Origin of the sequence: Maribacter dokdonensis DSW-8, assembly GCF_001447995.1 — a bacterium.
Lineage (GTDB): Bacteria > Bacteroidota > Bacteroidia > Flavobacteriales > Flavobacteriaceae > Maribacter > Maribacter dokdonensis.
Genome location: NZ_LDPE01000005.1, coordinates 73,098 through 98,863, shown reverse-complemented (window position 1 = coordinate 98,863; position 25,766 = coordinate 73,098). Strand labels below are relative to the sequence as shown.

Sequence of the window (25,766 nt, the reverse complement as noted above, 5' to 3'; positions counted from 1 at the left end):
TTGCTAAAAGTAGTATTTATTTAGACCATTCTAAAATGTTAAAATATTGTTAAATATTATTACTATGCGTTACATAGTACCTTTTTTTAGACATATATTTGCATAGGAAGTTAATAGGTAATCAAAGTAATTGGCTTTTACATAGTATTAAAATCAATCATCATCATCAACGAAGCAATCATGACAGAATCAGTAACAAAACACGAAAGAAACCTCTCTGCACTAATACATGCCAGTACGTTTTCTAAATTCTTTATTCCGTTCGGAAACTTCATCATTCCGCTCGTATTATGGACGGCAAATAAAAAAGAATATGAGTTTGTGGACCACAATGGCAAACAAGCATTGAACTTTCAAATTAGCATATTACTCTACTCTATTCTTGTAGGTATGGTAAGTATTCCGTTTTTCCTAGGTGGATTCTTACCTAATGTTTTTGACTTTGACAATTTTGGCTTAGTGAACGTTCATAGCTTCAATAACATCAATTTTCATTTCGACTCAGATGATTTTTTTGGTCCATGGATGATACCCGTTGGGTTACTAGGACTGGCACAATCTGCCCTATTCATCATCAATATAGTATATACCATTCTTGCGACGATTAAGACCAATGAAGGCGAAGTTTTTGAATATCCGTTAAGTTTTAAATTTATAAAATAAGTGAATCAGTCAATATATATCAGGGTATTCATCACACCCGTAGGAGTTTATTTATCAATCAATTAAAACCTGTTTAAACACAGTCAAAACAATCAATCGATCAACATGTTTATTCATCGAACAAAAAACGAACAGTTAACCTATGCAGACGACAGAAACAATGGAGCAATCCCCTCCAAAAGCGGGACTGCATAAAAAGCAAAAAGACATTATGAACGTAGAAAATACAAAAGCGCAAATGCGAAAAGGGGTTTTGGAGTACTGCATCCTGTCCATCTTGAATGGGGAAGACAAGTATGCTTCAGAAATCTTAAAAACGCTAAAAGATGCTAAAATGCTAGTAGTGGAAGGAACTATTTACCCACTACTGACCAGGTTAAAAAATGCAGGTCTTCTGAACTATCGGTGGGAAGAATCTACATCTGGACCGCCAAGAAAATATTATACACTTACCGAAACCGGTAAACTTTTCCTTAAGGAACTGGATACTACCTGGGACGAATTAAGAAAAGCAACCAACCTAGTAACCAACTCAAAAAACAGCTAATCATGAACAAAACAGTAAATATAAATTTAGCGAACATGCTCTTTCATATAGATGAAGAGGCATACAATATAATGCGTAGGTATTTAGAATCGGTAAAACGATCTTTTGCCAATACACCTGGTAGCGATGAGATCATTGCTGATATAGAAGCAAGAATTGCCGAGCTTTTTCATGATAAACTTGAAAACGAAAGACAAGTCATTACCAAAAAAGAGGTAGATGAAGTTATTGCCATTATGGGACAACCAGAAGATTATATGGTTGATGAGGATATCTTTGAAGACGAGCCAAGGGCTAAAACCGCTTCATCTCAGAACAAGGTGAAAAAACTTTATAGAGACACCGAGAAAAAATATGTTGCCGGGGTTTCTGCCGGTTTAGCACACTATTTCAACATTGACCCATTATGGATCCGTCTACTTTGGATCTTTTTGACCATTTTCACATGGGGCGGCTTTATCTTTATTTACGGCTTACTTTGGATTCTTATACCTGAAGCTAAAACTACGGCCCAAAAATTGGACATGAGCGGGGAAACTGTCAATATCAGCAATATTGAACGTAAAGTTAAAGAGGGTTTTGATGACGTTGCGGATCGTGTAAAAAGTGTTGACTATGAAAAAGTAGGCAATACCGTCAAAAAAGGAGGAAAAACAATCTTTGACACATTTGGAGATATTGTTATGTTTCTATTTAAGATCTTTGGCAAATTCATTGGTATACTTTTAGTAATTATTGGTGCAACCACCTTAATTGGTCTAATTGTGGGTATGTTCACCGTGGGTATACTAGACATAATTCATGTACCGGGCATTGACTTTTACAATGTGGTCAATTCTACCAACATGCCAATTTGGGTAGTTTCATTACTAGCATTTTTTGCCATTGGAATTCCGTTCTTTTTCTTAATGTATTTAGGGTTGAAAATTTTAGTGAACAACTTAAAATCTATTGGAACGGTTGCCAAGTTTGCGCTATTAGGATTATGGTTGATTTCAATTATACTACTGATCATTTTTGGTATAAGAGAAGCAGCTTCACACGCCTATACCGGTAGCACTTCTATTGAAGATGAGATTACGAACGTAATACCTACAGATACTTTGAACATTAGATTAGTATCTACTGACGAGTACGATTATGAAAAGGATATGCATATGGGAGATACCTTTATCTCTTACGATGAGGCCGGTAATAAAATATTGGTTTCAGATGATGTAAGGTTTAGAATTCGTAAATCCAAAGATTCGTTAGTTAGGGTTCAGATCAGAAAAGAAGCTGACGGTCCTTCCAATAGAGAAGCAAAAGATATCGCAAGTCAAATACTATACGAATATGAGGTAAGCGGAAATACCATCTCATTGAATGATTATTTGACCACGCAAGGTCCTAAGTTTAAAGACCAAGAAGTTCGTGTAAGTATATTTTTACCGGTAGGTACCATCTTAACTTATGAACAAACCAATTCTAGAAGCTGGATTACCACGGCAAATACAGATAGGGATACAGACGGCTTAGAGGGATACTTATGGAAAATGAACAATAACGGAGAACTGGAATGTCTTGATTGCCCTGAGTATATTGAAATGAACGATGACGAAGACCACAATGGCTCTAACCGTATAAATATCAACGAGAACGGCATTGACATCAACATTAACGATAACGGCGAAAAAGGCAAGATCATCATTAACGAAAATGGCATTAACATTGACGTAAACGATAATGGAGAATCGTTTAAAATGAAGTTAGACGAAAATGGCGTTAAAATAGATGCCAACGATAGTATCAATTAATTACGGTTCATATACCTAAATCTACAATTCAGTAACATATAGTGGTAGAAAAGGTAACAAACGATCATTTTTACATCATCAAATAACAATCATAAAAACAAACAATCATGACAACATTAGTAAGAATAACAGTAGCTTTTGTTTTAGCCCTTTTACTTTCATCTTGTGGCTTTGACATCAATTTTGGAACTGGAGAAGCCGGCAACGGGGTAGTAGTAGAAGAAACTAGGGAAATAACCGAAGAATTCACCGAAGTTTCTGCCTCAGAAGGTCTAGAAGTTTTTATTTCACAAGGAAGCGATTTTGACATTGCTGTAGAAGCAGATGAAAATATCATAGACCTCATAGGTACCGATATCAAAAACGGTAAATTAAAAATTCATTGTGTAGAGAACATTGGTCGTGCCACCAAAAAGATATTCGTTACCATGCCCAACGTCACAGGGCTTTATGCTTCAAGTGGTGCACACTTAACTACCGAAAATAAAATTAAATCGGACAAGTTGGAGATAGATGCAAGTAGCGGTGCCATATTAAATGCCATGGTACAAGCTAACAATATGGATATAGACGCTAGCAGCGGTGCCAATATTTCACTTGAGGGCAATGCTAATGAAGTATATGTAGATGCCAGTAGCGGATCTAATGTTAGGGCAAATGATTTAGCAACCTCAAACGCTAATGCCGATGCCAGTAGTGGTGCCAATATTAGCATTGATGTAAAAGACAATTTAACTGCTGAAGCCTCTAGCGGTGGCAATATTTCTTATAAAGGAGACCCAACGGTTCAGAAGAATAAATCGGTTTCCGGCAGTGTTCACAAGTACTAAAAAATTCATCAATCAATTCAACATTGGAACCCACTGAAATATCAGTGGGTTTTCGTTTTTTAGTCCTATCCTTATCTGTATATTAGTACTATGCAAGTACATCTAAAAAAATACATTTTACCCTTAAGGCACACCTTTAGCATATCACGGGAATCTCATGATTTTCAAGATACTTTAATAGCTACCTTATCCTTGAACGGTAAAACCGGTTACGGTGAAGCCACTGCTAACCCATATTATAAAATTACGGTTCTGAGCATGACCAATGAAATTAATGCCATAGCCTCAGAGATTGAAAATTTCAATTTTACCACACCTGAACTTTTTCACTCATTTTTGGTAGGTAAAGGCTTATCTAATTTTGCCATTTGTGCACTTGATCTGGCAGCTCATGATCTGTATGGAAAATTACAGGGAAAACCATTATATAAGTTATGGGGTACCGATAATGATCATTACCCTACCACAAATTATACTATTGGTATAGCTCCTATTGAAGTAATGCTCGCCAAAATGCAAGAAGTGCCATGGCCTATCTATAAAATTAAATTGGGTACAAGTGATGATGTTGCCATTGTTCGTGAGTTACGTGAACATACAAATGCCGTTTTTAGAATTGATGCCAATTGTGCGTGGACGGCAGAGGAAACCATACATAATGCTCCTTTATTAAAAGATTTAGGTGTAGAATTTTTAGAACAACCTTTAAAAGCGGACGACTGGTCTGGCATGGAAGAGGTTATGCACCACAGTGTGCTACCGGTAATTGCAGATGAAAGTTGCATTGTAGAAAACGACGTTGAAAAATGTGCACTGCATTTTAATGGTATAAATATTAAATTGACCAAATGTGGAGGCCTAACCCCTGCCCTACGTATGATTAGCAAGGCAAAAGAATTAGGTATTAAGGTAATGGTAGGCTGTATGACAGAATCTACCGTTGGTATTTCTGCAATAGCCCAACTAATTCCGCAATTGGATTATGTAGATATGGATGGCGCCATGTTGTTAAAAAGTGATATTGCCACTGGAGTTCAAATAACAGATGAAGGAAAAGTAATTTTTCCAAACTTAGCCGGTAGCGGTGTTCAACTTTTAGATTGATGCTTACTATTAATGAATTTCCAGGAAGGACGATAACCAAAGATGGTAAAGAACACCTCTATTTTGGAGGCACTTCTTATTTAGGACTTCAAACCAATGAAGAGTTTCAATCATTGTTCATTAATAACATCAAAAAATACGGCACATCCTATAGTGCTTCAAGAAAGTCTAATATTAAGATTTCTATTTTTGATGAGATTGAAAGCTATCTTAGAGAGCTAACAGGCAGCGAGGCTTGTGTTACCATGTCTTCCGGTTATTTGGCCGGGCAACTTGTATGTGACTATTTCAGTAATATCAACTACAGTTTGTATTATGCACCAAACACCCACTCGGCACTCATTAGAAATCAACAAAAAGTATTTAAAAACTGGCAAGAACTTGAAGGGGCTATTCATAAAAACACTGGCAAAACACCAGTCCTTTTTTTGGATAGTATTGATTTTCATGGCGACAATTTCCCTGACTACAACTTTCTTAAAAAACTACCGCTGAAGGATATCATTCTAGTAGTAGATGATTCTCATGGAATAGGAATTACAGGAGAGCAAGGTGGCGGAAGCTATCGTTATTTACAAACGTTACAGCCAAAGGAACTATTAGCTTCTTGCTCTTTAGGTAAAGGTTTTGGCATACAAGCAGGCGCCATTTTTGGGAGTAACAAAACAATAGAAAATTTGAAAAACACCTCATTTTATGGAGGTGCCAGCCCTGCCACTCCAGCATCATTAGCTACTATAAAAGATGCCAATATATTAATATCGAACAAAAGGAAACAACTGGATCAACATATCCATTTGTTTCTAAAAACTATCGTTGACCCTTCGCTATTTGTATATGCAAAAGGGCACCCTACCTTTAATTTTCAAAATGAATTACTCGCCCAATATTTACAAGAAAACAACATCATAGTTACAAATTTCAGGTATCCTACAGAAAACGATTCTTTAATGAGCCGTATAGTTTTAAGTGCTTCCCATACCCAAAAAGACATTATAAGTCTTTGCAATATTCTTAACACTTTCCCTACACAATCATAGTATTTACTACAATTACTTAATTTTCAATATATTATTCATAATTATTTGATATTATTTTTATCAAATTCTGAAAATTATTCGTATCTTTTTAATACACATTCAACTCTTTTATTAACTAACACGCTACCACTATGAAAAAATTACTAGGATTGGTATTGTTGATGCTGGTATTGGTCTCAGCCGCTTCAACAAATTCCATAAACGACAACTACATGCATACCATACAAGGCACATGGGAACTTGAAAGTTTTTATAATTACGATGGTCAACAAATAATTGATACCGTGCCCACGGCTGACGGATATAGACAGGTTAAAATGTACTATAATGGTAAAATTATGTGGACAAGGTATGTTCCTATAGACAAAATAGGAAGATTCGGCTATGGCACTTATAAAATTACCGATGACAGATTAATGGAAACCTTGGAATACGGTGATAATGAAATGATCCAAGCTATGGATACCATGCGTATTTTCACTTTTGAACTACAACTTACCGATGACAGGTTCAGCCAAATAAGCCTTGATGAAGAAGGCAACAGAACATTTTCTGAAAACTACGTTAGAATAGACTAACCACATTTGGTAAACAATAAAAGAGCCCGTTCACATGAACGGGCTCTTTTAAAATATTATTGAATAGTTCTTAATATTTATCGGCTACTGCTTCTTCAACAGAACCAATAGAGGCTAAATAGCGTTCAGCATCTAGCGCTGCCATACAACCGGTTCCAGCAGCTGTAACAGCTTGTCTATATTCCTTATCCTGAGCATCGCCACTAGCGAATACCCCTGGTAAATTGGTCATCGTAGACTTACCTTTGGTAATTAGGTAACCCGTTTCATCCATATCCAATTGACCTTTAAAGATATCTGTATTAGGTTTATGCCCAATAGCAATGAAAAGACCGGTAATTGCAATTTCTTCCTTTTCACCAGTCTGATTGTTCACCATACGTAAACCTTCTACAACTTGCTCACCCAAAACCTCATCAACCTCAGTATTGTAACGTACCTCAATATTCTTGATACTGTTTACCCTATGTTGCATAGCTTTAGAAGCTCTCATTTCATCTCTACGTACCAACATAGTTACTTTATTACAGATATTGGCCAAATAAGAAGCCTCCTCTGCCGCAGTATCCCCTGCACCAACAATTGCAACGTCCTGTCCCTTATAGAAGAAACCGTCACAAACGGCACATGCGGATACTCCACCACCACGTAAGCGTTGCTCACTTGGCAAGTTTAAGTATTTAGCGGAAGCCCCTGTTGAAATAATAACAGTTTCAGCCTCAATTTCCTTATCATTATCTGCGACAACCTTATGAATACCGCCTTTTTCTTTTGAAAACTCTACAGAAGTAATCATACCAATTCTAACCTCTGTACCAAAGCGTTCTGCTTGTTGTTGCAACTGTACCATCATAGTAGGACCGTCTATACCCTCTGGATATCCCGGAAAATTATCAACTTCAGTCGTGGTGGTCAATTGACCTCCAGGTTCCATTCCTGTGTACATAACAGGCTTTAAATCTGCACGTGCAGCATATATTGCTGCTGTATAACCTGCAGGTCCAGACCCTATAATCAATGTTTTTACACGTTCTATTTTATCAGACATAATATCAAGTGGTTCTATTAAATTTTCTATAACAAAAGTAGGTTTTTGAGCTAGAAACTTACAATATAGTTATCAAAAGTTTTTATACGATTATTAGCAATGAAGATAAGTATTCACTATTTTTCGGCTGTTTTTCCAAGTTTAAATTAATATTAATCTTTAGAAAAATGAACCTTCCCCCATTCTTAACGTAAGTATCGTAGAACTTTTATGATTATTGAATGAAGACCTTTAACTGTGCTATTATAGAGGATTCCATTACCCAAAGGAAGCTTCTAGAACAAATTATTGCAAAAAGTAAGCATTTAAAATTAATACACGCTGCCAGCGCCAATGCGGAAACTTTAAAGGAAATAAATAAGTCAAAAATTGATTTATTATTTCTTGATATTGAAATGCCGGACATGAACGGTTTTGAGTTTTTATCTGGACTAACCATACAGCCCCAGGTAATTATTACCAGCCATGATCAAAAGTATGCGCTTGAAGCGTTTGATTTTAATGTAACCGATTTTTTATTGAAACCCTATAGCACCGATCGGTTTGAGGCTGCCATTACCAAGGCCATAGATAAGGTGAAATCTGCTAAAAAGAAACAGCCGGAAAGCAAATTGGTCGTAAAGCACAACCTTAAGCAAGTTGAACTTAACGTGCACGCAATTTTATACGTTGAGGCACTGGGCGATTATGTAAAGGTGGTAACCGAAGAGCGTAATTATGTTATCTTATCTACAATGAGCGCTTTTAACGATAGACTAGAGGCAGATAAGTTCATAAGAATTCACAAATCTTATATCGTCAACCTAAAAATGGTTGAGCGCTATAACCATGAATTCATCGAAATTCAAAACAAGAAAATACCTATTAGCCGTGCAAAAATTGTTGAACTTGATCAACTGTTAAACTGCTTAGATTAAAAACTGTATTTTTCTATTCTTTCAGCATTTCAGCAGTTGCAACCGTTCTAAAACCTGTATGCTCTAATGAGGAATCCATACTGGACCCCATTCTTGCAGATACACGGTAACTTGCGCAATACGATGCACTACACAAAAATGACCCTCCTTTGATCACTCTTTCTTTTGCAAGTGGGTTATTTGGTGTGTACGGACTTTCTGCTCCTTTGGGGTTTACCAAAACCGTATTATAAGACTTAGCTTCTTTGTAATAATCGGTATTATACCAATCACTGGTCCATTCCCACACATTACCTGCCATATCATATAATCCCAATGCATTTGGCGGATATGATTTTACGGGAGCCCTAAGTTCAAAACCATCTGCCATGGTATTTTCAACAGGAAATTCTCCTTCCCACGTATTCGCTTTTTCCGCCAGAACGGATACATCATCGCCCCAATTATAAATGGTACCATATGAGCCCGCTCTTGATGCCAGCTCCCATTCCGCCTCTGTAGGCAAGCGCCTATTTGCCCATTCGCAATAGGCCAATGCATCTTCGTATGAAACCTGTACCACCGGGTAATCATCTTTTCCCTTTATGGAACTCTTTGGTCCGTTAGGGTGTTTCCAATCTGCGCCAATGGTCCAATTCCACCACTGGGAAAAATCATAAAGATTAGGCACTGAAGATTTTGCTTTTTTAAAAGTCAATGAACCAGGCTGCAATATGGAATCGTGCGGTTTTTCTGTGCCTGCCGGTACTTGCTTTTTCAATTCTTCCCAATCAATTCCCCTTTCTGCGACCGTTACATAGCCTGTTGCTTTTACAAATGCAGAAAATTGTGCATTGGTTACTTCGGTAACGTCCATAAAAAAGCCATCTACCATTACATCGATTGCCGGCTTTTCATGATCCATTGCTATTTTATCATTGTTAACAGCACCTTGTTTAAAAACTGCGCCCGGCACCCAAACCATACCTATAGGAGCAGTTACTCCTTCCGGTTTTTCATTCAATACCGTATGATCTATTACCGGTGTAGGCTTTTCAATCTCGATTTTTTCTTCTTGCGGTATTCTGTCTTTCTTGGCTTCCGACTTACAATTGACCATCAACACACCAAAAAGAATCAAGGCTACATAATGCATGCTTTTCTTCATGGTCTAAATATACTTTCTACTATTTAAAATTCTGATCAATAATAAGATTTTAACGTATTGGACTTATTACATAATCAAAAGAAAGGTTTTCCGGTTTGATCTGATATGCTTCTAGCGGCAGGTTTCCCCAGCTATTATCACCACCTACACCCATTTGACTATAATCAATTTTTATATTGATTAAATCTCTTGTAGGGATATCAAACGTATGCTGCTGCCTTTTTTCCATTCCTTCATCAAAATCTGAATTCAATTGATGGTGCGCACTAAACGAGAATAGATCTGGTGCGGTAATTTTAATACCCTTCCCGTCCTTGTTCTCAAAAGACAAAGTTCTAATATCCGTTCTGTTGCCATTCTCTTGCGGACGAATATATTCATAATACAGATCAGATACCTTTGCGTCATATACGCCCACCAGAGCGGATGTATTACGATCTTGGTAGTTTTCGTGTTCTCCCCTACCATACCATGCTACCTGATCGTAATTGTTATCAATAATCAGGTTATTACCAAATCTTGGCAAAATGGGCAAATCGCCCTTAATACCTGTCAATTGTGTGCTCACCAAAATTTCACCTTTCGCATTAATAGTGTAGGTTAACTGTACTTCTCCATTTACCGATGGTAGACCGTATGTAGCATTTAACTTAAAATCATTTCTAATCTTAAACGGATTAGTGGTTAACTTTACAGCATCAATAATTTTCTTTCCTTCATTGGAATTCACTTCTAAACGCAATAGATTTTGAGTATTGGTAGCATCTTTCCAAGGCTTTAAAAGTTTTGGCATATTGTAGCCATAATCGTTATCATTGGGTGCGCGCCAGAAATTAACGGCAGGTCCCTTTTGCAGCAAATTACCCTGTCCGTAATCTATGGATGACAATGTTCCGTCCTTACTATTAAAACCTATTTTGAATCCGTCACCTGTAACGGTAATGATATCTTCTTTCTTGGTCAATTTTAATCCGTCAATATTCTCTTTAAAAACAGATGGTTTAAAATCTGTCAATTGAAACTGTTCGTAAGCCAATAGATAGTGCTCAGGAATTAATGCACTTTCTTGCTTTGTGGTCATATATACATTCAAATGATACTCAGAAGTGGCATTTGCTAATTCTGGCAATTCTATTTGCACCTCTTTAGTTTGATAAGGAGCAATATCAACATCGGCAATCTTTCCTTTACCTACTTCTACCCCATTCTCCAACAATCTCCATGAAAAATTATATTCTGACAGGTTTGTAAAATCATACATATTCTTTAAACTGATTTTTCCCGCTTTTGGATTCTCCGATGTAAACTTTACATATTGATATACTTTTTTCACTTCATATAAAGCCGGATGTGCAGAACGGTCAGGATCAACCAAACCGTTCAAGCAGAAGTTGTTATCGTTCTGTAATTCCGCTCCGCCCAAATCGCCCCCAAAAGCATAAAACGCTTCACCATTCTCATTGGTAGCCTTTAGACCTTGATCTACCCAATCCCAAATAAAGCCACCTTGTAAAACATCATATTTCTCAATAACATCCCAATAATCTTGTAAATTACCAACACTGTTGCCCATGGCATGTGCATACTCGCACTGAATCAATGGTCTTTTGGGGTCGTTCTCCGCATAGGCTATAGTCTCAGGTATTCTTGCATACATAGGTACCTGTATATCAGTATTAGAGAAATTTGTAGCTCCTTCGTACTGTACAGGTCTTGTTGTATCATGTGCCTTTAACCAATCATACGTATCAAAAAGGTTTTGACCGTTACCGGCTTCGTTTCCTAAAGACCAAGTTACTATAGAAGTATAATTTTTATCGCGTTCAAACATTCTAATCGTTCTATCTAAATGCATTTCTCTCCACTCAGGTCTATATGCAGGGTGAATGGCAATTGCAGCCTCATCACCATCCAAACCTTGATTGGTTGCTCCCATACCATGAATTTCAATATTGGCTTCATCAACTACATAAAAACCATATTTATCTGCCATTCTATAGAAAAATTCGTTTTTAGGATAATGACTACAGCGAATAGCATTGATATTGTTTTGCTTCATCACCTCCATATCTTTCAACGTAACCTCTTCACTGATCACATGCCCGGTTACTTCATCATGATCATGAAGGTTTACACCTTTGATCAATACGGGCATACCGTTCACCAAAAATTGATTGTTCTTGATCTCAATTTTTCTAAATCCGATTTTTGAACTGATGGCTTCGGTAACATTGCCTTTTTTATCCTTTAATGTAAAAAGTAGTGCATAAAGATTAGGTTTTTCAGCATTCCATGTTTTTACATTAGGAATTTCTTGAGCAAATTTTACCGTAGTAATTCCTTCAACGACATCTAAACTTTGGTTTACTTTAAAGACTTCTTGTGCTCCATCCAATAATGTAATTTCTACTTGAGTACCTTTTTGTTTCTTACCGGTATTTGCCAATTCTAGGTCTAAACGGAATTTACCGTTCGTATAGGTCTCATCTAAATCTGCCACCACCGTGTAGTCTTTGATAGTAGCTTTATTGGTTGCATACAAATAAACATCCCTATCTATACCGCTTAACCTCCAAAAATCCTGATCTTCTAAATAACTGGCATCAGACCAGCGTAACACCTGTACGGAAAGGTCATTTTTACCTTCTTTTAAATACTTGTTGATATGAAATTCTGCCGGAGTTTTACTGCCTTCACTATACCCTACCATTTGCCCGTTCAAGTATACGTACATGGCACCGCTTACGGCTCCAAAATGCAGGTACACTTCTTTATCTTCCCAGTTTTCAGGAATTTCAAAATGACGCTTATAACTACCAACGGAATTAATATCGTGAGGTATAAATGGCGGATTCTTTGGAAACGGATATACCACATTCGTATATATGGGCATACCGTAACCTTCCAGTTCCCAATTAGACGGAACCTTTATCTTGTTCCACCCAGAGGTATCATAATCCGGTTTATAAAACGATATAGGTCTTTCCGGTACACTTGCCGCGTAATTAAAACTCCATTCTCCATTTAAAGACTGATAGTTTAAAGAATTCTCCCAACTTTCATTTGCCAAAGCTGATTTCACGTCCTCATAGCGATAAAGCGATGCCGTAGGCTCTTCTCTGTTGATCTGAAATATTTCAGGATTCTCCCATTCCGGATTTTCCCATTTTGGAGCTTGTGCATTTAAAAATGCAGTGAATAAAAAGATGCCGAGTACGCAAATTTTAATACCGTTTTTCATGTTTTAGTTGTTCAAGTTTGTTAGTTTCAATATTTGCAAAATCACTCATATAATAAAGATTTCGCATTTATACCGATTTCAATCAATGAAATTCACATTTTAATACACACATAATTATGTACTACATTAAATTCCATCCTTGCAAAATACAACTAAACTTGTGGATTTAAAAATGCATATAAATTGATGTTTTATTTTATGGTAAGATTTCTGAAGACAGTTTTCTATTCGCTTAACAATCCGTTCTCTAAAAGAGGTATTTGAAAACGTTCGGTTTCGGGTTTTGTGTGTTCCCTTTTAAATATTGCTGCAGCTTGTTCTAAAATTTCAGGATGCTTATCGGCTATATTGTTCTTTTCAGTAGGGTCATCTTTTAGATTATAAAGTTCGAATGTTGACTGCTCATCATCTTTTAAATGTTGCCGAACTACTTTCCAATCTCCTATTCTAATGGCAATTTGTCCGCCATATTCCGGAAACTCCCAATACATAAATTCATGCTCAGCTTGTGCCTTTTCTCCCAATAAGGTGGGCATAAAACTAATGCCATCCGTATCTATTGGTGTTTCATAATCAATAATATCTGCAAATGTTGCCAGCATATCATAATGGGCAGATGCATGATCGCTCGTAGTACCAGGCTTGATTTTACCAGGCCAAGTAAAAAATGTTGGCACACGTATACCGCCTTCATAGACAAACCCTTTGCCTTTCCCATATTCCCCGTCAAAAGGTTTTGCGCTTTCAAAAAATGTTGGATCTGCACCACCAGCGTAGCTTGGACCGTTATCCGAAGTGAAAACAATCAAAGTGTTTTCATATATACCCTCGTCTTTTAATTGTTGTACCAATTTACCCACATTCTCGTCAAAATAAGACACCATAGCCGCATAGGCAGCATGTGGATTTTGATGTGAAAAGTACCCATTACCGTTACCGGATAAATAAGGCTCCTCTGCGCCGTACTTTTCTTTGTAATAATCTACCCAACGCTGTGGTGCTTGTAACGCCACATGGGGTATTGGCGTTGCCCAATACAGGAAAAACGGATTTTCCTTATGCTGATTTACAAAGCCTGTAAGCTCTTTAAACATTAAGTCTGGAGCGTAATCGGTAAGCGTATAGTCTTTATAACTTTCTGGGTTCTTTGGGTCTAATCCTTTTGGAAAAGGTGTACTTGGCGCAATGGTATCGTTCGCCAAATGCACACGGTTTCTGTTTTTGTACAAATGCAGCGGATAATAGGTATGCGCCTGTCGCTGACAATTGAATCCGTAGAAAAAATCAAAACCCATTTCATTAGGGATAGAATGTGTATGTGGAGCCCCCAAGCCCCACTTTCCAATTAACGCGGTTTTATACCCCTTATCTTGCAAATAATTGGCAATGGTTTTAGTACCCTTTGGTACCGGTCGTTGACCTTCTAAAGTTGAGTCCTTAGCCATTGCCCTATAGTTCCAAACATCACCACGATCGTTCCACTCATCATTACCACGTATAAATGCCTTACCCGCATGTTTACCTGTAAGAAACATATACCTTGCCGGGGCACATACCGGGGCACTTGAATAATGCTGTGTAAAAATCATGCCTTGTTTTGCCAAGGCATCTATATTAGGAGTTTCAATTTTTTCTTGACCAAAGACACCAATTTCTGCATAGCCCAGATCATCGGCCAAAATATAAATAATATTAGGTTTTTGTTCTGTGGGCGCGGCTGTTTTACTATCTTCTTTACACGATATAAGAAGAATAGCAATTATAATTACATATTTCATGATGGATCGTTTGGTGTTGGTAGTTTTAAAGATACCTATTTATCCAAAACCTCTGCTATCATCCCTTTAAACATTTGTATGCCGGTTGCTATTAATTCATCTGGAAAATCATAATTAGCATGGTGCAATGCTGGATGCTCCTCACCTGCCCCTAAAGCGAAAATAGCGCTTTTATATTGTTGGGAATACCATCCGAAATCTTCTCCGAATTTCAAGGAATTTACATGCTGGTTTATATAAAGGTTTTCTTGCTTCGCTACTTTTTTAATCAAAGAAACACATGTGTCATCATTATTGGATGCCGGAAAATATTCAAACCATTCTATAGTATATTGAAGCGAGTACGATTGGGCAATGGCATTCACCGCCTTTTTAATTTTATTTTCTAGCTGGGTCATATTTTCACCACTCCATGTACGTATGGTGTAATGGATTTCAGCATCTTCTGCGGAAATGCCATAGTTTTTCTCCCCTAAATTCATATAAATGGGCGTACACAAGGCAAAGTTTTCTTTATGAGCATTTGGCTCTGAAAAGTGGGCAATACTTTTAATTAACTCTGAAACTGCCAATGCGGGATTCACCCCATTTTCAGGCTCTGAAGCATGGGCTTTTTTTCCTTTAAACCGAATACTCATACTTTGTACGGTAGCCGTAAAATAACCCGACTTTACCGTTATTGAATGTATTTTACTACCTGGTAAATTATGTAAGGCAAATACATAGTCTATTGTTAAGTTTTTGAACCTGCTATCTTCAATGACGTTTGCCGCGCCTTTACCGGTTTCCTCTGCAGGCTGAAACAACAGCACTACTTTACCCCGTTTAAAGGTTGCTTCTTTCAACCATGGCGCCAAACCGGCAACAATGGTCATATGACCGTCATGGCCACATTTGTGCGAAACTCCACTATTTTTAGAACGGTAATTAAATGTATTTTCCTCAACTATAGGTAAAGCATCTAACTCGCACCTAATTACAACCGTAGGTCCACTTTCTGCAAATTGATAAACAACGCCAACCCCTGTACCTCCTACACCTTCAATGATTTGAGTAGGATTGAAACCTTTTACAAACTCAACAATACGATTTGCCGTTTCATGTTCCTTACCTGAAAGCTCAGGATTTTCATGTAATTGTTTTCTAAGAAGAACCAAAGTATCGATCATAGATTAAAATTACTTATAAACTAAAATTTACAGAAACTAACTTACTTTAAAAGGTGTATTAGTTATTAAAAATTTCTTCTAAATGAAAATATCAAAATCATCATTTACTACTACAACTTGAAAACATCATTAAGTCTTCCAATTTTAAAACCTTGCTCAAGCACAAATTTACTTTCTTCGCTTTCCGGATTTAATAACGGGTTGGTATGGTTAAAATGAATGAAAACAATCTTGCTTTTTTCCATGTCGGTCAACTCTTTAAACTTCTCTAAACTTTCAATGATAAGAGGATGTGGAATTTCGCCAATATCTCTATTATTAATTTCTTTCCCACTGTAAAATGTGGCGTCTAAAAATGCATAATCTACTTTTTGTATTTCCTCAATAATATTCTTGTCCCACTTATCCCATTTATCAATATCCGGAATAAACAGTGCACTTTTATTTGGACCCTTAATATGATAACCCACCGTTTCTGAATACTCATCTCTATGTGGTACCACTATGGGAGTTACACTTATTTTATCAGATAGTTGTATAGCAACCTGTTCAACCATTTTATGCAGTTGCACATTTTTTCTTTTTACAAGCTGATCCCAAGGTCCATTGTTCAAAAGGAAATCTTCCATTTTAGGCATAACATAGACCGGAGTTTCACGGGCATCCATTGCCTCCTTACCTAAATACATTAAACCTGTGTAATGACCAATATGTGCGTGGGTCAAGAAAATTCCGTTTACTACCTCATTAGTGCCCTTTGCATTAAATTGAGTTAGCATTTTCATTTGTTGGGCAATGTCCGGGGTAGCTTCAAACATGTAGGACTTATGATGTTCAGCGTCTACCAAGCCTAATGACACCACCCTTCTCTGAGAATCTGGATGTTCAAACAAATCAGCGCAGCATTCTTTTTTACAAGCAATTTGGGGCGACCCGGCATCTTGAACATTGCCAAGAACCACAATAGCGGTTTCTTCTATAGCATTGGCTTTCACCTGTTGCACAGTCTGTTTTGGTGTTGATTTATCTGCGCAGGAAATAAATAGTAATACCGCTAAAATTAAAATATGCTTTTTCATTTTATTTTTCATTCCGTACCAAAATCATACTTGGTTAAAATAGTAGACTATTTATTTTATATGAATAATGGCTATCAATCTCCAATCCAAGTGTTTTCAAAAATACTGCACAAGATTCCTAACAGGCTGATTTAAAATTATTTTTTTACTAAGCCAAATTTTGATTGTTTCGTTCACTTCTAATTTTCAATTCAGTGATACCATAATCCCGCTTACCGAAAAGCAAGTTTAAAACAGTCAAGGATAGCATATACTTTTCTAAAACATAAAGATAAGTTACTAACACTGAACATTAGTGACCAATTAGTATTAGCTGATTTGGTTACTTTACGCTCATATGGAAAAGCCCAACAGCTTTAAAATAAAGTCTAAAAAACCATGTGAAATTTGAATTCCGACGTATAATACAAGGCTGTGTTATTCAGGATTTAACCTATTTACTTTTGGTTGAATAATCCAAATGCCAATGATATAGAACCAGAGCAGAAAAAACTCTCCAGCGAAATCGCCAAAAGTTACAACTCTTTGAAGCTCTGCGGTTCTTATTGTTTTAGCCACGAAATATATAGTATGGAAAATACAGAACATTGAAAATAAATGAAGTGGCAGAATAATAACTAAGAACCAAGTACTATTTGAAAAACCATAAGTAAACATCCCAGAAAAAAGACCGCCTATAAACATCATAAAAACAATAGTATAGACCAATGGAATTATGAAAAAGGCTTTAAACCTCTTAACCTTCATTTCAATATCGACAGGTATGTTTTTTTGAAGTCCAATTGCTATTGACCAAAACCAACCAAAAAACACTAGACTAAACAAGGTTAGTACATAAGGTAAAAAATCAAAATGAAAATAACGCTCATTAAGCACTTGGGTAACACCTTCTTCTCCTACTAATTCCATTGGATGTGTACGACTTCCGAAAATTTCAAATATGAAGTACAATTGATATATTATGGGAAGACCTAACATTACAATGAAGAGTTGCCAATGTTTGAGCCTTAAGAAGAATTGTATCATTTATAAGTTAAGTTTATGGACTTTACAGTTATTTTTCTTTATTAAGTAAGTAGTTAAACTAGGTTTACTTTAAGTTTAGAGTATACTTCATTGATACGGAATGGATTTTATTTTAGTTCAACCTGCCTTCGTAGAGTTTATTGATCGTTGCACACTTAGTTGTTCCCTATCAACTCTAATGTTTCTTTAATAAAATCGGTTTTTCCCAATACATAAGAACCTCTATCATTTTTAAATTTAGAGGCTAGCTCAAGTTTCAGATTTTCGTACTCTTTCGCTCGTTTTTTATTGGTATTCAGATAGTCTCGAAAATCTATTTGTTTCCACATCACATTATCTTTCGGGCACATATGAATATGGAAAATTTGTTCCTTTTTGCCGTCCAGATTATATCCTTTTCCAAATGATGAATATTCCTCTATATCTTCTCTTGCTGGCACTTTAAAATGAGCGTAGCCCAACTGCGTAAATTCTTCAATTAAATTTTCATCAAACAAATATGCTTTAGGTATTTCAATCATTATATCAATATATGGTTTGGATTTTATCGAAGGAATTGATGAACTCCCAAAATGCTCCATACGTAAAATCTTTTCATTACCAACCTTATCTAAAATCCGTTTTTTCTCGTTTTCAAAAATGTTTTTCCATTCAGGATTATGGTCCACCAATGCTATCGGAAAAAGTGTATTCCAATCCTCTTTAGTTAAATCATTTAATGTCCTTTTCATTAATTCTTAAGTTCTTAGAATTTGTAATGCGGTTAATTTATGAATAGTAGTAGGTGTTTTTGTACTTATCTTCCGTCTACGCATGAGGCTAAAGCTCCTAGCTTAATTGCCATTTTCTTTTTTCCAAAACTAAATTTGAATATTTCTCTCAGGTGTAATTTTCAATCTAGCGACTTTATAAATATACACAGACCTTTCGTTTTGCCCTAAAGTCCGCATTACGTTTAGGCTGTGTTGGCAATAGTATTTATTCCAGTTTAATCATCAGGCCTGGCTGTTCAAATCGAAGAGTGTCGTTTTGTAAAAGACCATTAAAAAATAGAGTGTCTCCTTTTATTTCCAGAACCTTTACTTGAACACCACCCGAATCATTTATTAATCTTTCCAATTCGTCTAATTCATTTAATTCCGTATTGTAGGTCATTACGTAGTTGCAGTCGTCCAAATACTTGATGTTGATATATGTTGTGTCCGAACTTTGAGTAGACCACTCTATTTGCTTGCCATTGCTCCGAATAATTGTTCCTTGGTACGGAAAATTTGAAATTCCCGGAGTCATAAATGTTCCGTTTTTAAAGTCTGCACACTTCAAATCCTGCCCACAGGAAGTCAATCCAGTTAATAATAAACAAAGAATAATAAGTTTTTTCATATTGTTGCCAACGGTTTAACTAAGCGTAGTGCGGTTTTAGAGAAGCGATTCCCATTGCGTTACAACACGAAACTAAAGCTTATTGTTTGGTTTTATTTTTTCTTGTGTCAAGCGAAATCCCAAAGATTTCGCGACATTATAAATATACTCAGACCTTAGCGTTTAGAACCTAAGTTGGTATTGTTTAGAGGTTTTTTTGTAAACAGTTTTTTACTACCAGAATTTCCACCAAGGTTTTGAGTCTTTTTTACTAATTGACTCTAAAATCCCATTTTCATTTGGAAACATAATAATACCATTTCCGCTTGCGTCAAAAAATCCCACTTTATGTTTTTTCGCTAGTTCCAACATTTTTGGATAAGCTTTTTCAGCGACAGACCATGCAAACGCAGAGTAGATTACGTCTTTGCCTATACAATGGTCTGTAATAGTATCATCACCATTGTCCATTAGTTCGTCTCTATCAGGAGGAGAATGAGGTCCATTCATGGCTGGAAATTCTTCTATCATTTCCGTAAACCAATTCCGTAACTCATCAGAACTTACTTTAACGTCATCATAATCATGGTCTTCTTCCCATTCTGCTTGTTTCTTATACCACTCCAAAAATTCGGGTTCTGATTTTGGTGCAACTTTAGGGTTGAATACCATCAAATCATAACTCATATTTATATTTCTTTAAATTGTTTACAACGTTGTTGTATATGGTTTGTTGCGTGGTTTAGCACGTAATTTAGCAAATAAAAACCGAATAGAAAATCTGCGAGGATTTTCGTAAGTAGGCTATAACTAGCAATGAATTATACACGTCTTAAGTTTGATTCTCAGTAAATTGTTGTTACACGTTTTTATTTTCCGGTATCATTTTTTTCGCTTTTTTTCAAAGCCCAATTTTTTATTTTTTCATTCAAATCTGTAAATCCAATTCCTCCAAGTAACATTCCAATTGCATTCCGATTAATGTTCGCCAAAATTCTTTCGGATTTCTTTTATAATCAGGTAAGTATGCCCAATACAAAAACGCTCCAAAGAGTAATATTAAAATCAATATAATTATAAATTCTGTCATCTTTTTTAATTATGAATTACTCATTCAGTTTGCCAATTATTTGTTCCGTTAGAATATTATCTTTTTTATCAAGAAATATAATAGTTGGTCCAAAAACATTATTTATTGCAAGAATTCCATATTTTGAATTAAATAATATTGGTCCAGTCCCGTCAGTTACAGGATTTTCCAAATCGTAATAGTCAAATTCTAAACCGTTAATTTTTTTATTTCTAAAAGGTTCTTTATTAGTTTTTTTAAATTTTTCAAATCCGAAAAGAAAAGAATCTGAATCTGTGCTTTTTCTTATTGATATCGTTTTTGATGTGTCAATTTGATTAACGTACTTATAATTCAGAGATTTATCAGTTTTATTAAAAGTCAGAGTGAATTTTTCATTTTTCGGTTCTGAGCCAAAGAATATTGTTGCGTTCTTTTCAGAGTTCCATTCTGTATTCTTTTCAGAACATCCGAAACAAATCGCAAAAGTCAATATGTAAGTTAACAGGTTTCTCAAAATGTTTTACAACGGTTTAGCTATGAACAGTACGGGAGTAAACTAGCGTTTGCTTTCCGCCGAGCACATAGCGAAATCTTTTTGTTTTGATTTTTTCTTTTCCCCCGCTCAAAAGCAAAATCCCAAAAATTTTGCGGTCATCATAAAAATATGCAAGCCTATTATTTAAGCCTGAAGCCCGTATTGTTTATAGGTTTTGTTACCATACGTACTTTGATACTAGTTTATTAGCTGAGATTTTTTAAGATGATTTATGGAAATGTCAACATACCTGTTGTCAGAAAAGAGAGTCTTTTTTCTGTCACTCCAATTATTCAGTTTTTCCTTAATATAATTTTTATCAGTAGTGTTATAAGTTTGAGATATATAATCAACGGTTGATAGAAGTTCCAATCCGAATGAAGAATAGAAACTAGTTAAAAATCCACTAGTTTTTTCAACAATATCTTTTAATTCTACATTTTCATTAATATAATCATTAACCTCCTTTTCAGAATCAATCAATAAATTAAGTTGTTCAAATGGCTTTTTGTCTTTACCTGCATAACCCATTACATAACTGCCATTTAAGTAATTTAAAACATGTTTTACTTTTCCAGAATATGGACCATAAAAATTTGCAGAATACGTTAAATTGAAATGTTTTTGTGCTCCAAACCTTTGTAAAAAATAACATAATTTTTCGCTTGCAAATTCAGATACAAACTCTCCATTTTTAACTAATTCGAACAACATAAAAAGAAGCATTGCTCTTGCAGGTGTCAATTTTACTCGCTCTTTTTTTAAAACCTCTTTTACATTATTGTTTGGTTCGTAAACATATATATCACAATTTTCAATGCTTGAAAGTTTATCATTAATAATATCTTTAACTTTGAACCATTGTAATCCTCCATTTCCACTACCCAATGGTGGTAAAGCAATGGATTTTATATTTTCTTCTTTAATAACTCGAATAAGTTCATCTAATCCTTTTTCAATGTATTCATATTCAGATGGACTTTTCCAATGTTTTTTTGTTGGAAAATTTATTATGATTTTTTCGCCTGTAATTACATTTTGGTCTCTTGTCACAATTAATTGACCTATTTTGAATTCTTTTTTATCACAAAGATTTTTATATAGCTTGTAATTATTTGGAAATAATTTCTTGAATTGCAGAGCGATGCCTTTTCCCATTACGCCTACAGTATTAACCGTATTAACTAGGGCTTCAGCTTTACTGTCAAACAAATTACCAGTTAAATATTCAATCATGATTTTTAAAAGTATAAACTTGGTTTAGTGACTACTTTATTGTTATTGATTCCTAGTTCTAAAAGTCTGTCGGTAGAGTTATCTTCAAATGTAGCAAAACCAAGAATATTATCATATACTAAATCTTGTTTTATTAGAAACTCAGCTTCCTTTCTTCTTTTTAAATCCAAGTCATTTTCATCTTTCCAAAATTTTGCATTAGTTGCTTTAAAATCAACTTGATTTTCAATATTTGAAATATCTTTTTGTGAAAAGTAATTGGTAAATCCATCTGTTGCATGTCCATCTGTATAGATGAAATCTAAATTTTCATCAATTATTTTTTGAACACTACTAATACAATAAATTATTTCTCTTGGATGTATAGCCTTGACTCCATTATAACCTTTTTGAATGACGTATAACATTGGTGTCCTTAAACCGAAATAGAAAGGAATGTATTCGCCAAGTAAATGACCATTGGGCATTAGGAAATGGTCTCTAGTCCTAATGAGACTACTATCTCCAATAGGTTTATAGTTCTTATTTGAATTATCTGAATCTTTGTGAGTAATTCCATTTTCAATTATATGAGGAATATTCTCAATATGAGTCATTCGAAAAATATATGCTTTAGTCAAATCCATTTATAGGAATAAGTCTTTATTTGACAAGTTACATATTTTATAAGATGTTATTATGAATGAGTAAATTATTTTCAGTATGTATGCTAACGGACTTGTGTATGAAACGTAGCGTGTAAAAAGACTCTAACTTTTCGGATTAACACAGAGCCGAACTTTTATATTTTGTTTTTAATTTTTTTCTTTTTAAAAGCCAAATTAAAAATTTGGCGGACTTTCTAAATATACACAAACCTTTCAGTTTAGCACTTATTAGCTATGTTTTATACACCGTGTTAGCATTAGTTATTTATTCGTTGAGTTATTAATTCCTTTTCAGATTCACTATTTAGAGATTTCTCAAAATGCTTATTAATCCAATTATTAGCAGTTTCAATATCACCTTTTTGTTTATATATAAAACCTAAAATATACTCGAACGATATTATTCTTTGTCCTATTTCAAAGGGAGGTTTTTTAATATCATATAAAAGTCCCGAAATATTCTCTTCGATAGTCTTTTTCTCTTGAAACCAAAGTTTAAGTTTTGGAATATTTTCTGCTAATACTTTGTCCAAACTTTCTCTGAATTTTTGTTCATTTACAGTACTGATTTTGTCAGGATTAATTGGACTATTTTTTTCCATTTTCTTTTGCCATCCTTCAAGTCTTTTAAAGTAAATTATTTTAGTTGACTTATCCGTTCTATGATTGACTAATTTCTTTCCTGATATGGTTGGAACAAAATTGAAACAATTACCAAAAGAAAAAGACCCTCCATAATATTTAAACACATTATATTCAATCACGTGTTTTATTCCCTCACTATTAAAGTCGCTATACCATAAATATTTTCCGTTCCAATTATTAAGTCCAATTTCAGCAAATTTCGGTGTAACAATTTCTTTAAATATCTCAATCCGTTTTTCAAGTAAAACCTCGTCCAAATTTTTAATATCGTCATAGATTTCATTAACAGCTTTTTTTCTGTCAATCAAATCTCGCATTTTGTTAAAAATATTCATCGGTTCGTAATTAATGCTAACGGCTAGGCTATGGCAAGTAGGGCAGGCAAGGAAACTTTTCGTTTCCGTCTGGTCTGCGAGCCAGAGCTTTTTGTTTTGTAATTATTTTTTCTTTTTTAATGGCCAAATCCAAAAGATTTGGCGGACTTAATAAATAAGCCCAAGCCTTTAAATATAGGACTTAATGCCCTATTTGCTATAGCCATTGTTATGTAACGATATTATGTCGGTCAATATACTCTCCTTCACTTTAAATACGGTTCCGTGTCTTGTGCCTTCTGGGAAACTGATTTTATCTGAAATATCTTTCCATTCTTTTAAATCTGAAGAACTAACTGCACCCATTTTTTTTTCAGTATACATATCGTAATATACAATCCATCTGTTTTCAATTTTTATTGCAGTTGGTCCTTCTACCCAATTGGGACTTATAGGTTCGGAAGCTTCGGAGTAGTTATCAGTGAGGGTATTACTAGTTGCTATTCGAATATTCTTTTCAACCTTAGGGAGTTTTGTTTCATTTTTTAGAAACATTATATAGGTGTCATCTTCCTTTTGTATAGTAGCGTCTATTACATTAAAACCTTGGTCGTATAGCATTTTAGTTTCACTAAAATCAACAAAATCTTTGGTAGTGGTGTAGTACATTCTATGGTTTCTTCCGTTACCGTTTGAATCATCTGTTTCTGGAAATCTTCCAGGAATTGTGGTAGCCCAACATATTAAATATAACTCAGAAGCTTCATCATAAAATAATTCAGGTGCCCAACAGTTTACGGCATCTGGTTCATGGTGCATTATAGGAATATATTTCTGTTCTGACCAATCTATTAAATTTGTAGAACTAGCATAACCAATCCCTCTTTCATTCCAACTTACCGTCCATACCATGTGAAATTTATTGTCACCTCCCTTTACAATACACGGGTCTCTCATCAATTTATCTTTACCAATGTTTGGCTCAAGAAATGATTTATCGTTATTAAGAGCCTCCCACTTTAAACCATCTTCGCTTGAGGCTAAGTGCAATCCGTCTTCTCCATTCCCTTTAAAATATGAAAATAAATATATTTCAGAATCTTTTTTTGAACAACTAAATAAGATGAGTAGAAAAAGTATTGATATTAATTTTCTCATAGGTTCTTTGTCATATTGTTACATAACAATTGTATATGTGCACAATTACACATATATCTTTTATATCACAACTAATATAAAACAAAAAAACCATCACTTTTCAGTGATGGTTTTTAATATCAATGAGATAACGTTCTACACTTTAGTTACCTTTTTTGTAATCTGCCAAGAACTTCTCTAGACCACTATCTGTCAATGGGTGTTTTAAAAGTCCTGTAATTGCACCTAAGCCACCGGTCATAACATCGGCACCAATCTTAGCACAGTCAATAATATGCATTACGTGACGTACAGATGCTGCTAAAATTTCAGTTTCAAAACCGTAGTTATCATAGATCAAACGAATATCCGCTATTAAGCCTAAACCATCCGTTGAGATATCATCTAAACGACCAATGAACGGAGATACATAAGTTGCTCCTGCTTTTGCAGCCAATAAAGCTTGACCTGAAGAGAATACCAAGGTACAGTTAGTTCTGTATCCTTTATCAGAGAAATACTTGATCGCTTTTACACCTTCTTTGATCATAGGTACCTTAATTACGATCTGTGGGCTAATTTTAACCAACTTCTCCCCTTCTTCAACCATTCCGTCAAAATCGGTAGAAATTACCTCAGCACTAACATCACCGTCTACCAAGTCACATATTTTCTTGTAATGTGCCAAAATATTATCGGCACCTGTAATGCCTTCTTTAGCCATTAAAGATGGGTTTGTGGTAACACCATCTAAAATACCCATATCCTGAGCTTCTTTGATCTCGTCTAAATTTGCTGTATCTATAAAAAATTTCATCTGTTACTAATTTTAAATTTATAATCAATGTCCTTAAA

24 protein-coding genes are annotated in these 25,766 nt (G+C 35.1%); 8 read left to right on the top strand and 16 right to left on the bottom strand.

Going from position 1 to position 25,766, the window contains the following annotated elements:
- Nucleotides 1-180 precede the first annotated feature (180 nt).
- The 7 genes from I600_RS16170 (at nucleotide 181) to I600_RS16140 (ending at nucleotide 6,558) form a co-directional block, all read left to right on the top strand.
- Entirely contained in the window at nucleotides 181-663 is a 483-nt protein-coding gene (locus I600_RS16170; RefSeq protein ID WP_058105603.1) for a DUF4870 domain-containing protein, read from the top strand.
- 211 nt (nucleotides 664-874) lie between these two features.
- The gene (locus tag I600_RS16165) at nucleotides 875-1,210 is read left to right on the top strand and encodes a PadR family transcriptional regulator (protein ID WP_058105659.1); all 336 of its coding nucleotides are present in this window, start codon (nucleotides 875-877) and stop codon (nucleotides 1,208-1,210) included.
- Nucleotides 1,211-1,212: 2 nt separating this feature from the next.
- Nucleotides 1,213-3,006 carry a PspC domain-containing protein gene (locus I600_RS16160; RefSeq protein ID WP_058105602.1) on the top strand — a complete coding sequence of 598 codons (1,794 nt, stop codon included), beginning with the start codon at nucleotides 1,213-1,215 and terminating at the stop codon, nucleotides 3,004-3,006.
- 107 nt (nucleotides 3,007-3,113) lie between these two features.
- Entirely contained in the window at nucleotides 3,114-3,836 is a 723-nt protein-coding gene (locus I600_RS16155; RefSeq protein WP_058105601.1) for a head GIN domain-containing protein, read from the top strand.
- 90 nt (nucleotides 3,837-3,926) lie between these two features.
- The gene (locus I600_RS16150; RefSeq protein ID WP_058105600.1) at nucleotides 3,927-4,940 is read left to right on the top strand and encodes a dipeptide epimerase; all 1,014 of its coding nucleotides are present in this window, start codon (nucleotides 3,927-3,929) and stop codon (nucleotides 4,938-4,940) included.
- Nucleotides 4,940-5,980, top strand: a complete 1,041-nt coding sequence (locus tag I600_RS16145; protein WP_058105599.1) for a pyridoxal phosphate-dependent aminotransferase family protein — start codon at nucleotides 4,940-4,942, stop codon at nucleotides 5,978-5,980. Before I600_RS16150 ends, I600_RS16145 begins: the two co-directional genes overlap by 1 nt.
- 131 nt (nucleotides 5,981-6,111) lie before the next feature.
- Complete coding sequence (locus I600_RS16140) at nucleotides 6,112-6,558, top strand: hypothetical protein (protein ID WP_058105598.1); 447 nt, start codon at nucleotides 6,112-6,114, stop codon at nucleotides 6,556-6,558.
- Between the two features lie 70 nt (nucleotides 6,559-6,628).
- On the opposite strand, the gene trxB is transcribed toward I600_RS16140, so the two are convergent.
- Nucleotides 6,629-7,606, bottom strand: a complete 978-nt coding sequence (gene trxB / locus I600_RS16135; protein ID WP_058105597.1) for a thioredoxin-disulfide reductase — start codon at nucleotides 7,604-7,606, stop codon at nucleotides 6,629-6,631.
- Between the two features lie 221 nt (nucleotides 7,607-7,827).
- Between trxB and I600_RS16130 the strand changes: the two genes are divergently transcribed.
- Nucleotides 7,828-8,523, top strand: coding sequence for a LytR/AlgR family response regulator transcription factor (locus I600_RS16130; protein WP_058105596.1), 696 nt, complete (start codon nucleotides 7,828-7,830; stop codon nucleotides 8,521-8,523).
- Nucleotides 8,524-8,536: 13 nt separating this feature from the next.
- On the opposite strand, the gene I600_RS16125 is transcribed toward I600_RS16130, so the two are convergent.
- The 15 genes from I600_RS16125 to fsa form a co-directional block, all read right to left on the bottom strand.
- The gene (locus I600_RS16125) at nucleotides 8,537-9,670 is read right to left on the bottom strand and encodes a formylglycine-generating enzyme family protein (protein WP_058105595.1); all 1,134 of its coding nucleotides are present in this window, start codon (nucleotides 9,668-9,670) and stop codon (nucleotides 8,537-8,539) included.
- Nucleotides 9,671-9,719: 49 nt separating this feature from the next.
- Nucleotides 9,720-12,911, bottom strand: a complete 3,192-nt coding sequence (locus I600_RS16120) for a glycoside hydrolase family 2 TIM barrel-domain containing protein (protein WP_058105594.1) — start codon at nucleotides 12,909-12,911, stop codon at nucleotides 9,720-9,722.
- A 224-nt stretch (nucleotides 12,912-13,135) separates the two neighbouring features.
- On the bottom strand, nucleotides 13,136-14,689 hold the full coding sequence (locus I600_RS16115) for an arylsulfatase (protein WP_058105593.1): 1,554 nt from the start codon (nucleotides 14,687-14,689) through the stop codon (nucleotides 13,136-13,138).
- A 35-nt stretch (nucleotides 14,690-14,724) separates the two neighbouring features.
- Entirely contained in the window at nucleotides 14,725-15,858 is a 1,134-nt protein-coding gene (locus I600_RS16110; RefSeq protein WP_058105592.1) for an amidohydrolase, read from the bottom strand.
- Nucleotides 15,859-15,968: 110 nt separating this feature from the next.
- Complete coding sequence (locus I600_RS16105) at nucleotides 15,969-16,937, bottom strand: MBL fold metallo-hydrolase (RefSeq protein WP_058105658.1); 969 nt, start codon at nucleotides 16,935-16,937, stop codon at nucleotides 15,969-15,971.
- Nucleotides 16,938-17,354: 417 nt separating this feature from the next.
- Complete coding sequence (locus I600_RS16100; protein WP_058105591.1) at nucleotides 17,355-17,963, bottom strand: hypothetical protein; 609 nt, start codon at nucleotides 17,961-17,963, stop codon at nucleotides 17,355-17,357.
- 155 nt (nucleotides 17,964-18,118) lie between these two features.
- Nucleotides 18,119-18,694 carry a GrpB family protein gene (locus I600_RS16095; RefSeq protein ID WP_058105590.1) on the bottom strand — a complete coding sequence of 192 codons (576 nt, stop codon included), beginning with the start codon at nucleotides 18,692-18,694 and terminating at the stop codon, nucleotides 18,119-18,121.
- Between the two features lie 247 nt (nucleotides 18,695-18,941).
- Entirely contained in the window at nucleotides 18,942-19,253 is a 312-nt protein-coding gene (locus tag I600_RS16090; protein ID WP_244745151.1) for a hypothetical protein, read from the bottom strand.
- A gap of 306 nt (nucleotides 19,254-19,559) precedes the next feature.
- On the bottom strand, nucleotides 19,560-20,012 hold the full coding sequence (locus I600_RS16085; RefSeq protein WP_058105588.1) for a hypothetical protein: 453 nt from the start codon (nucleotides 20,010-20,012) through the stop codon (nucleotides 19,560-19,562).
- Between the two features lie 419 nt (nucleotides 20,013-20,431).
- A complete protein-coding gene (locus I600_RS16080) occupies nucleotides 20,432-20,911 on the bottom strand; it encodes a hypothetical protein (RefSeq protein WP_157490922.1) in 480 nt (159 codons plus the stop codon).
- A 219-nt stretch (nucleotides 20,912-21,130) separates the two neighbouring features.
- Nucleotides 21,131-22,168, bottom strand: a complete 1,038-nt coding sequence (gene darG / locus I600_RS16075) for a type II toxin-antitoxin system antitoxin DNA ADP-ribosyl glycohydrolase DarG (protein ID WP_058105586.1) — start codon at nucleotides 22,166-22,168, stop codon at nucleotides 21,131-21,133.
- A gap of 5 nt (nucleotides 22,169-22,173) precedes the next feature.
- The gene (darT, locus tag I600_RS16070; RefSeq protein WP_058105585.1) at nucleotides 22,174-22,764 is read right to left on the bottom strand and encodes a type II toxin-antitoxin system toxin DNA ADP-ribosyl transferase DarT; all 591 of its coding nucleotides are present in this window, start codon (nucleotides 22,762-22,764) and stop codon (nucleotides 22,174-22,176) included.
- 308 nt (nucleotides 22,765-23,072) lie between these two features.
- Complete coding sequence (locus I600_RS16065) at nucleotides 23,073-23,795, bottom strand: hypothetical protein (protein ID WP_058105584.1); 723 nt, start codon at nucleotides 23,793-23,795, stop codon at nucleotides 23,073-23,075.
- A gap of 189 nt (nucleotides 23,796-23,984) precedes the next feature.
- A complete protein-coding gene (locus tag I600_RS16060) occupies nucleotides 23,985-24,932 on the bottom strand; it encodes a glycoside hydrolase family 43 protein (RefSeq protein WP_058105583.1) in 948 nt (315 codons plus the stop codon).
- A 142-nt stretch (nucleotides 24,933-25,074) separates the two neighbouring features.
- Nucleotides 25,075-25,728 (bottom strand): fructose-6-phosphate aldolase, encoded by a 654-nt coding sequence (fsa, locus tag I600_RS16055; protein ID WP_058105582.1) that lies wholly within the window; start codon nucleotides 25,726-25,728, stop codon nucleotides 25,075-25,077.
- Between the last annotated feature and the right edge of the window lie 38 nt (nucleotides 25,729-25,766).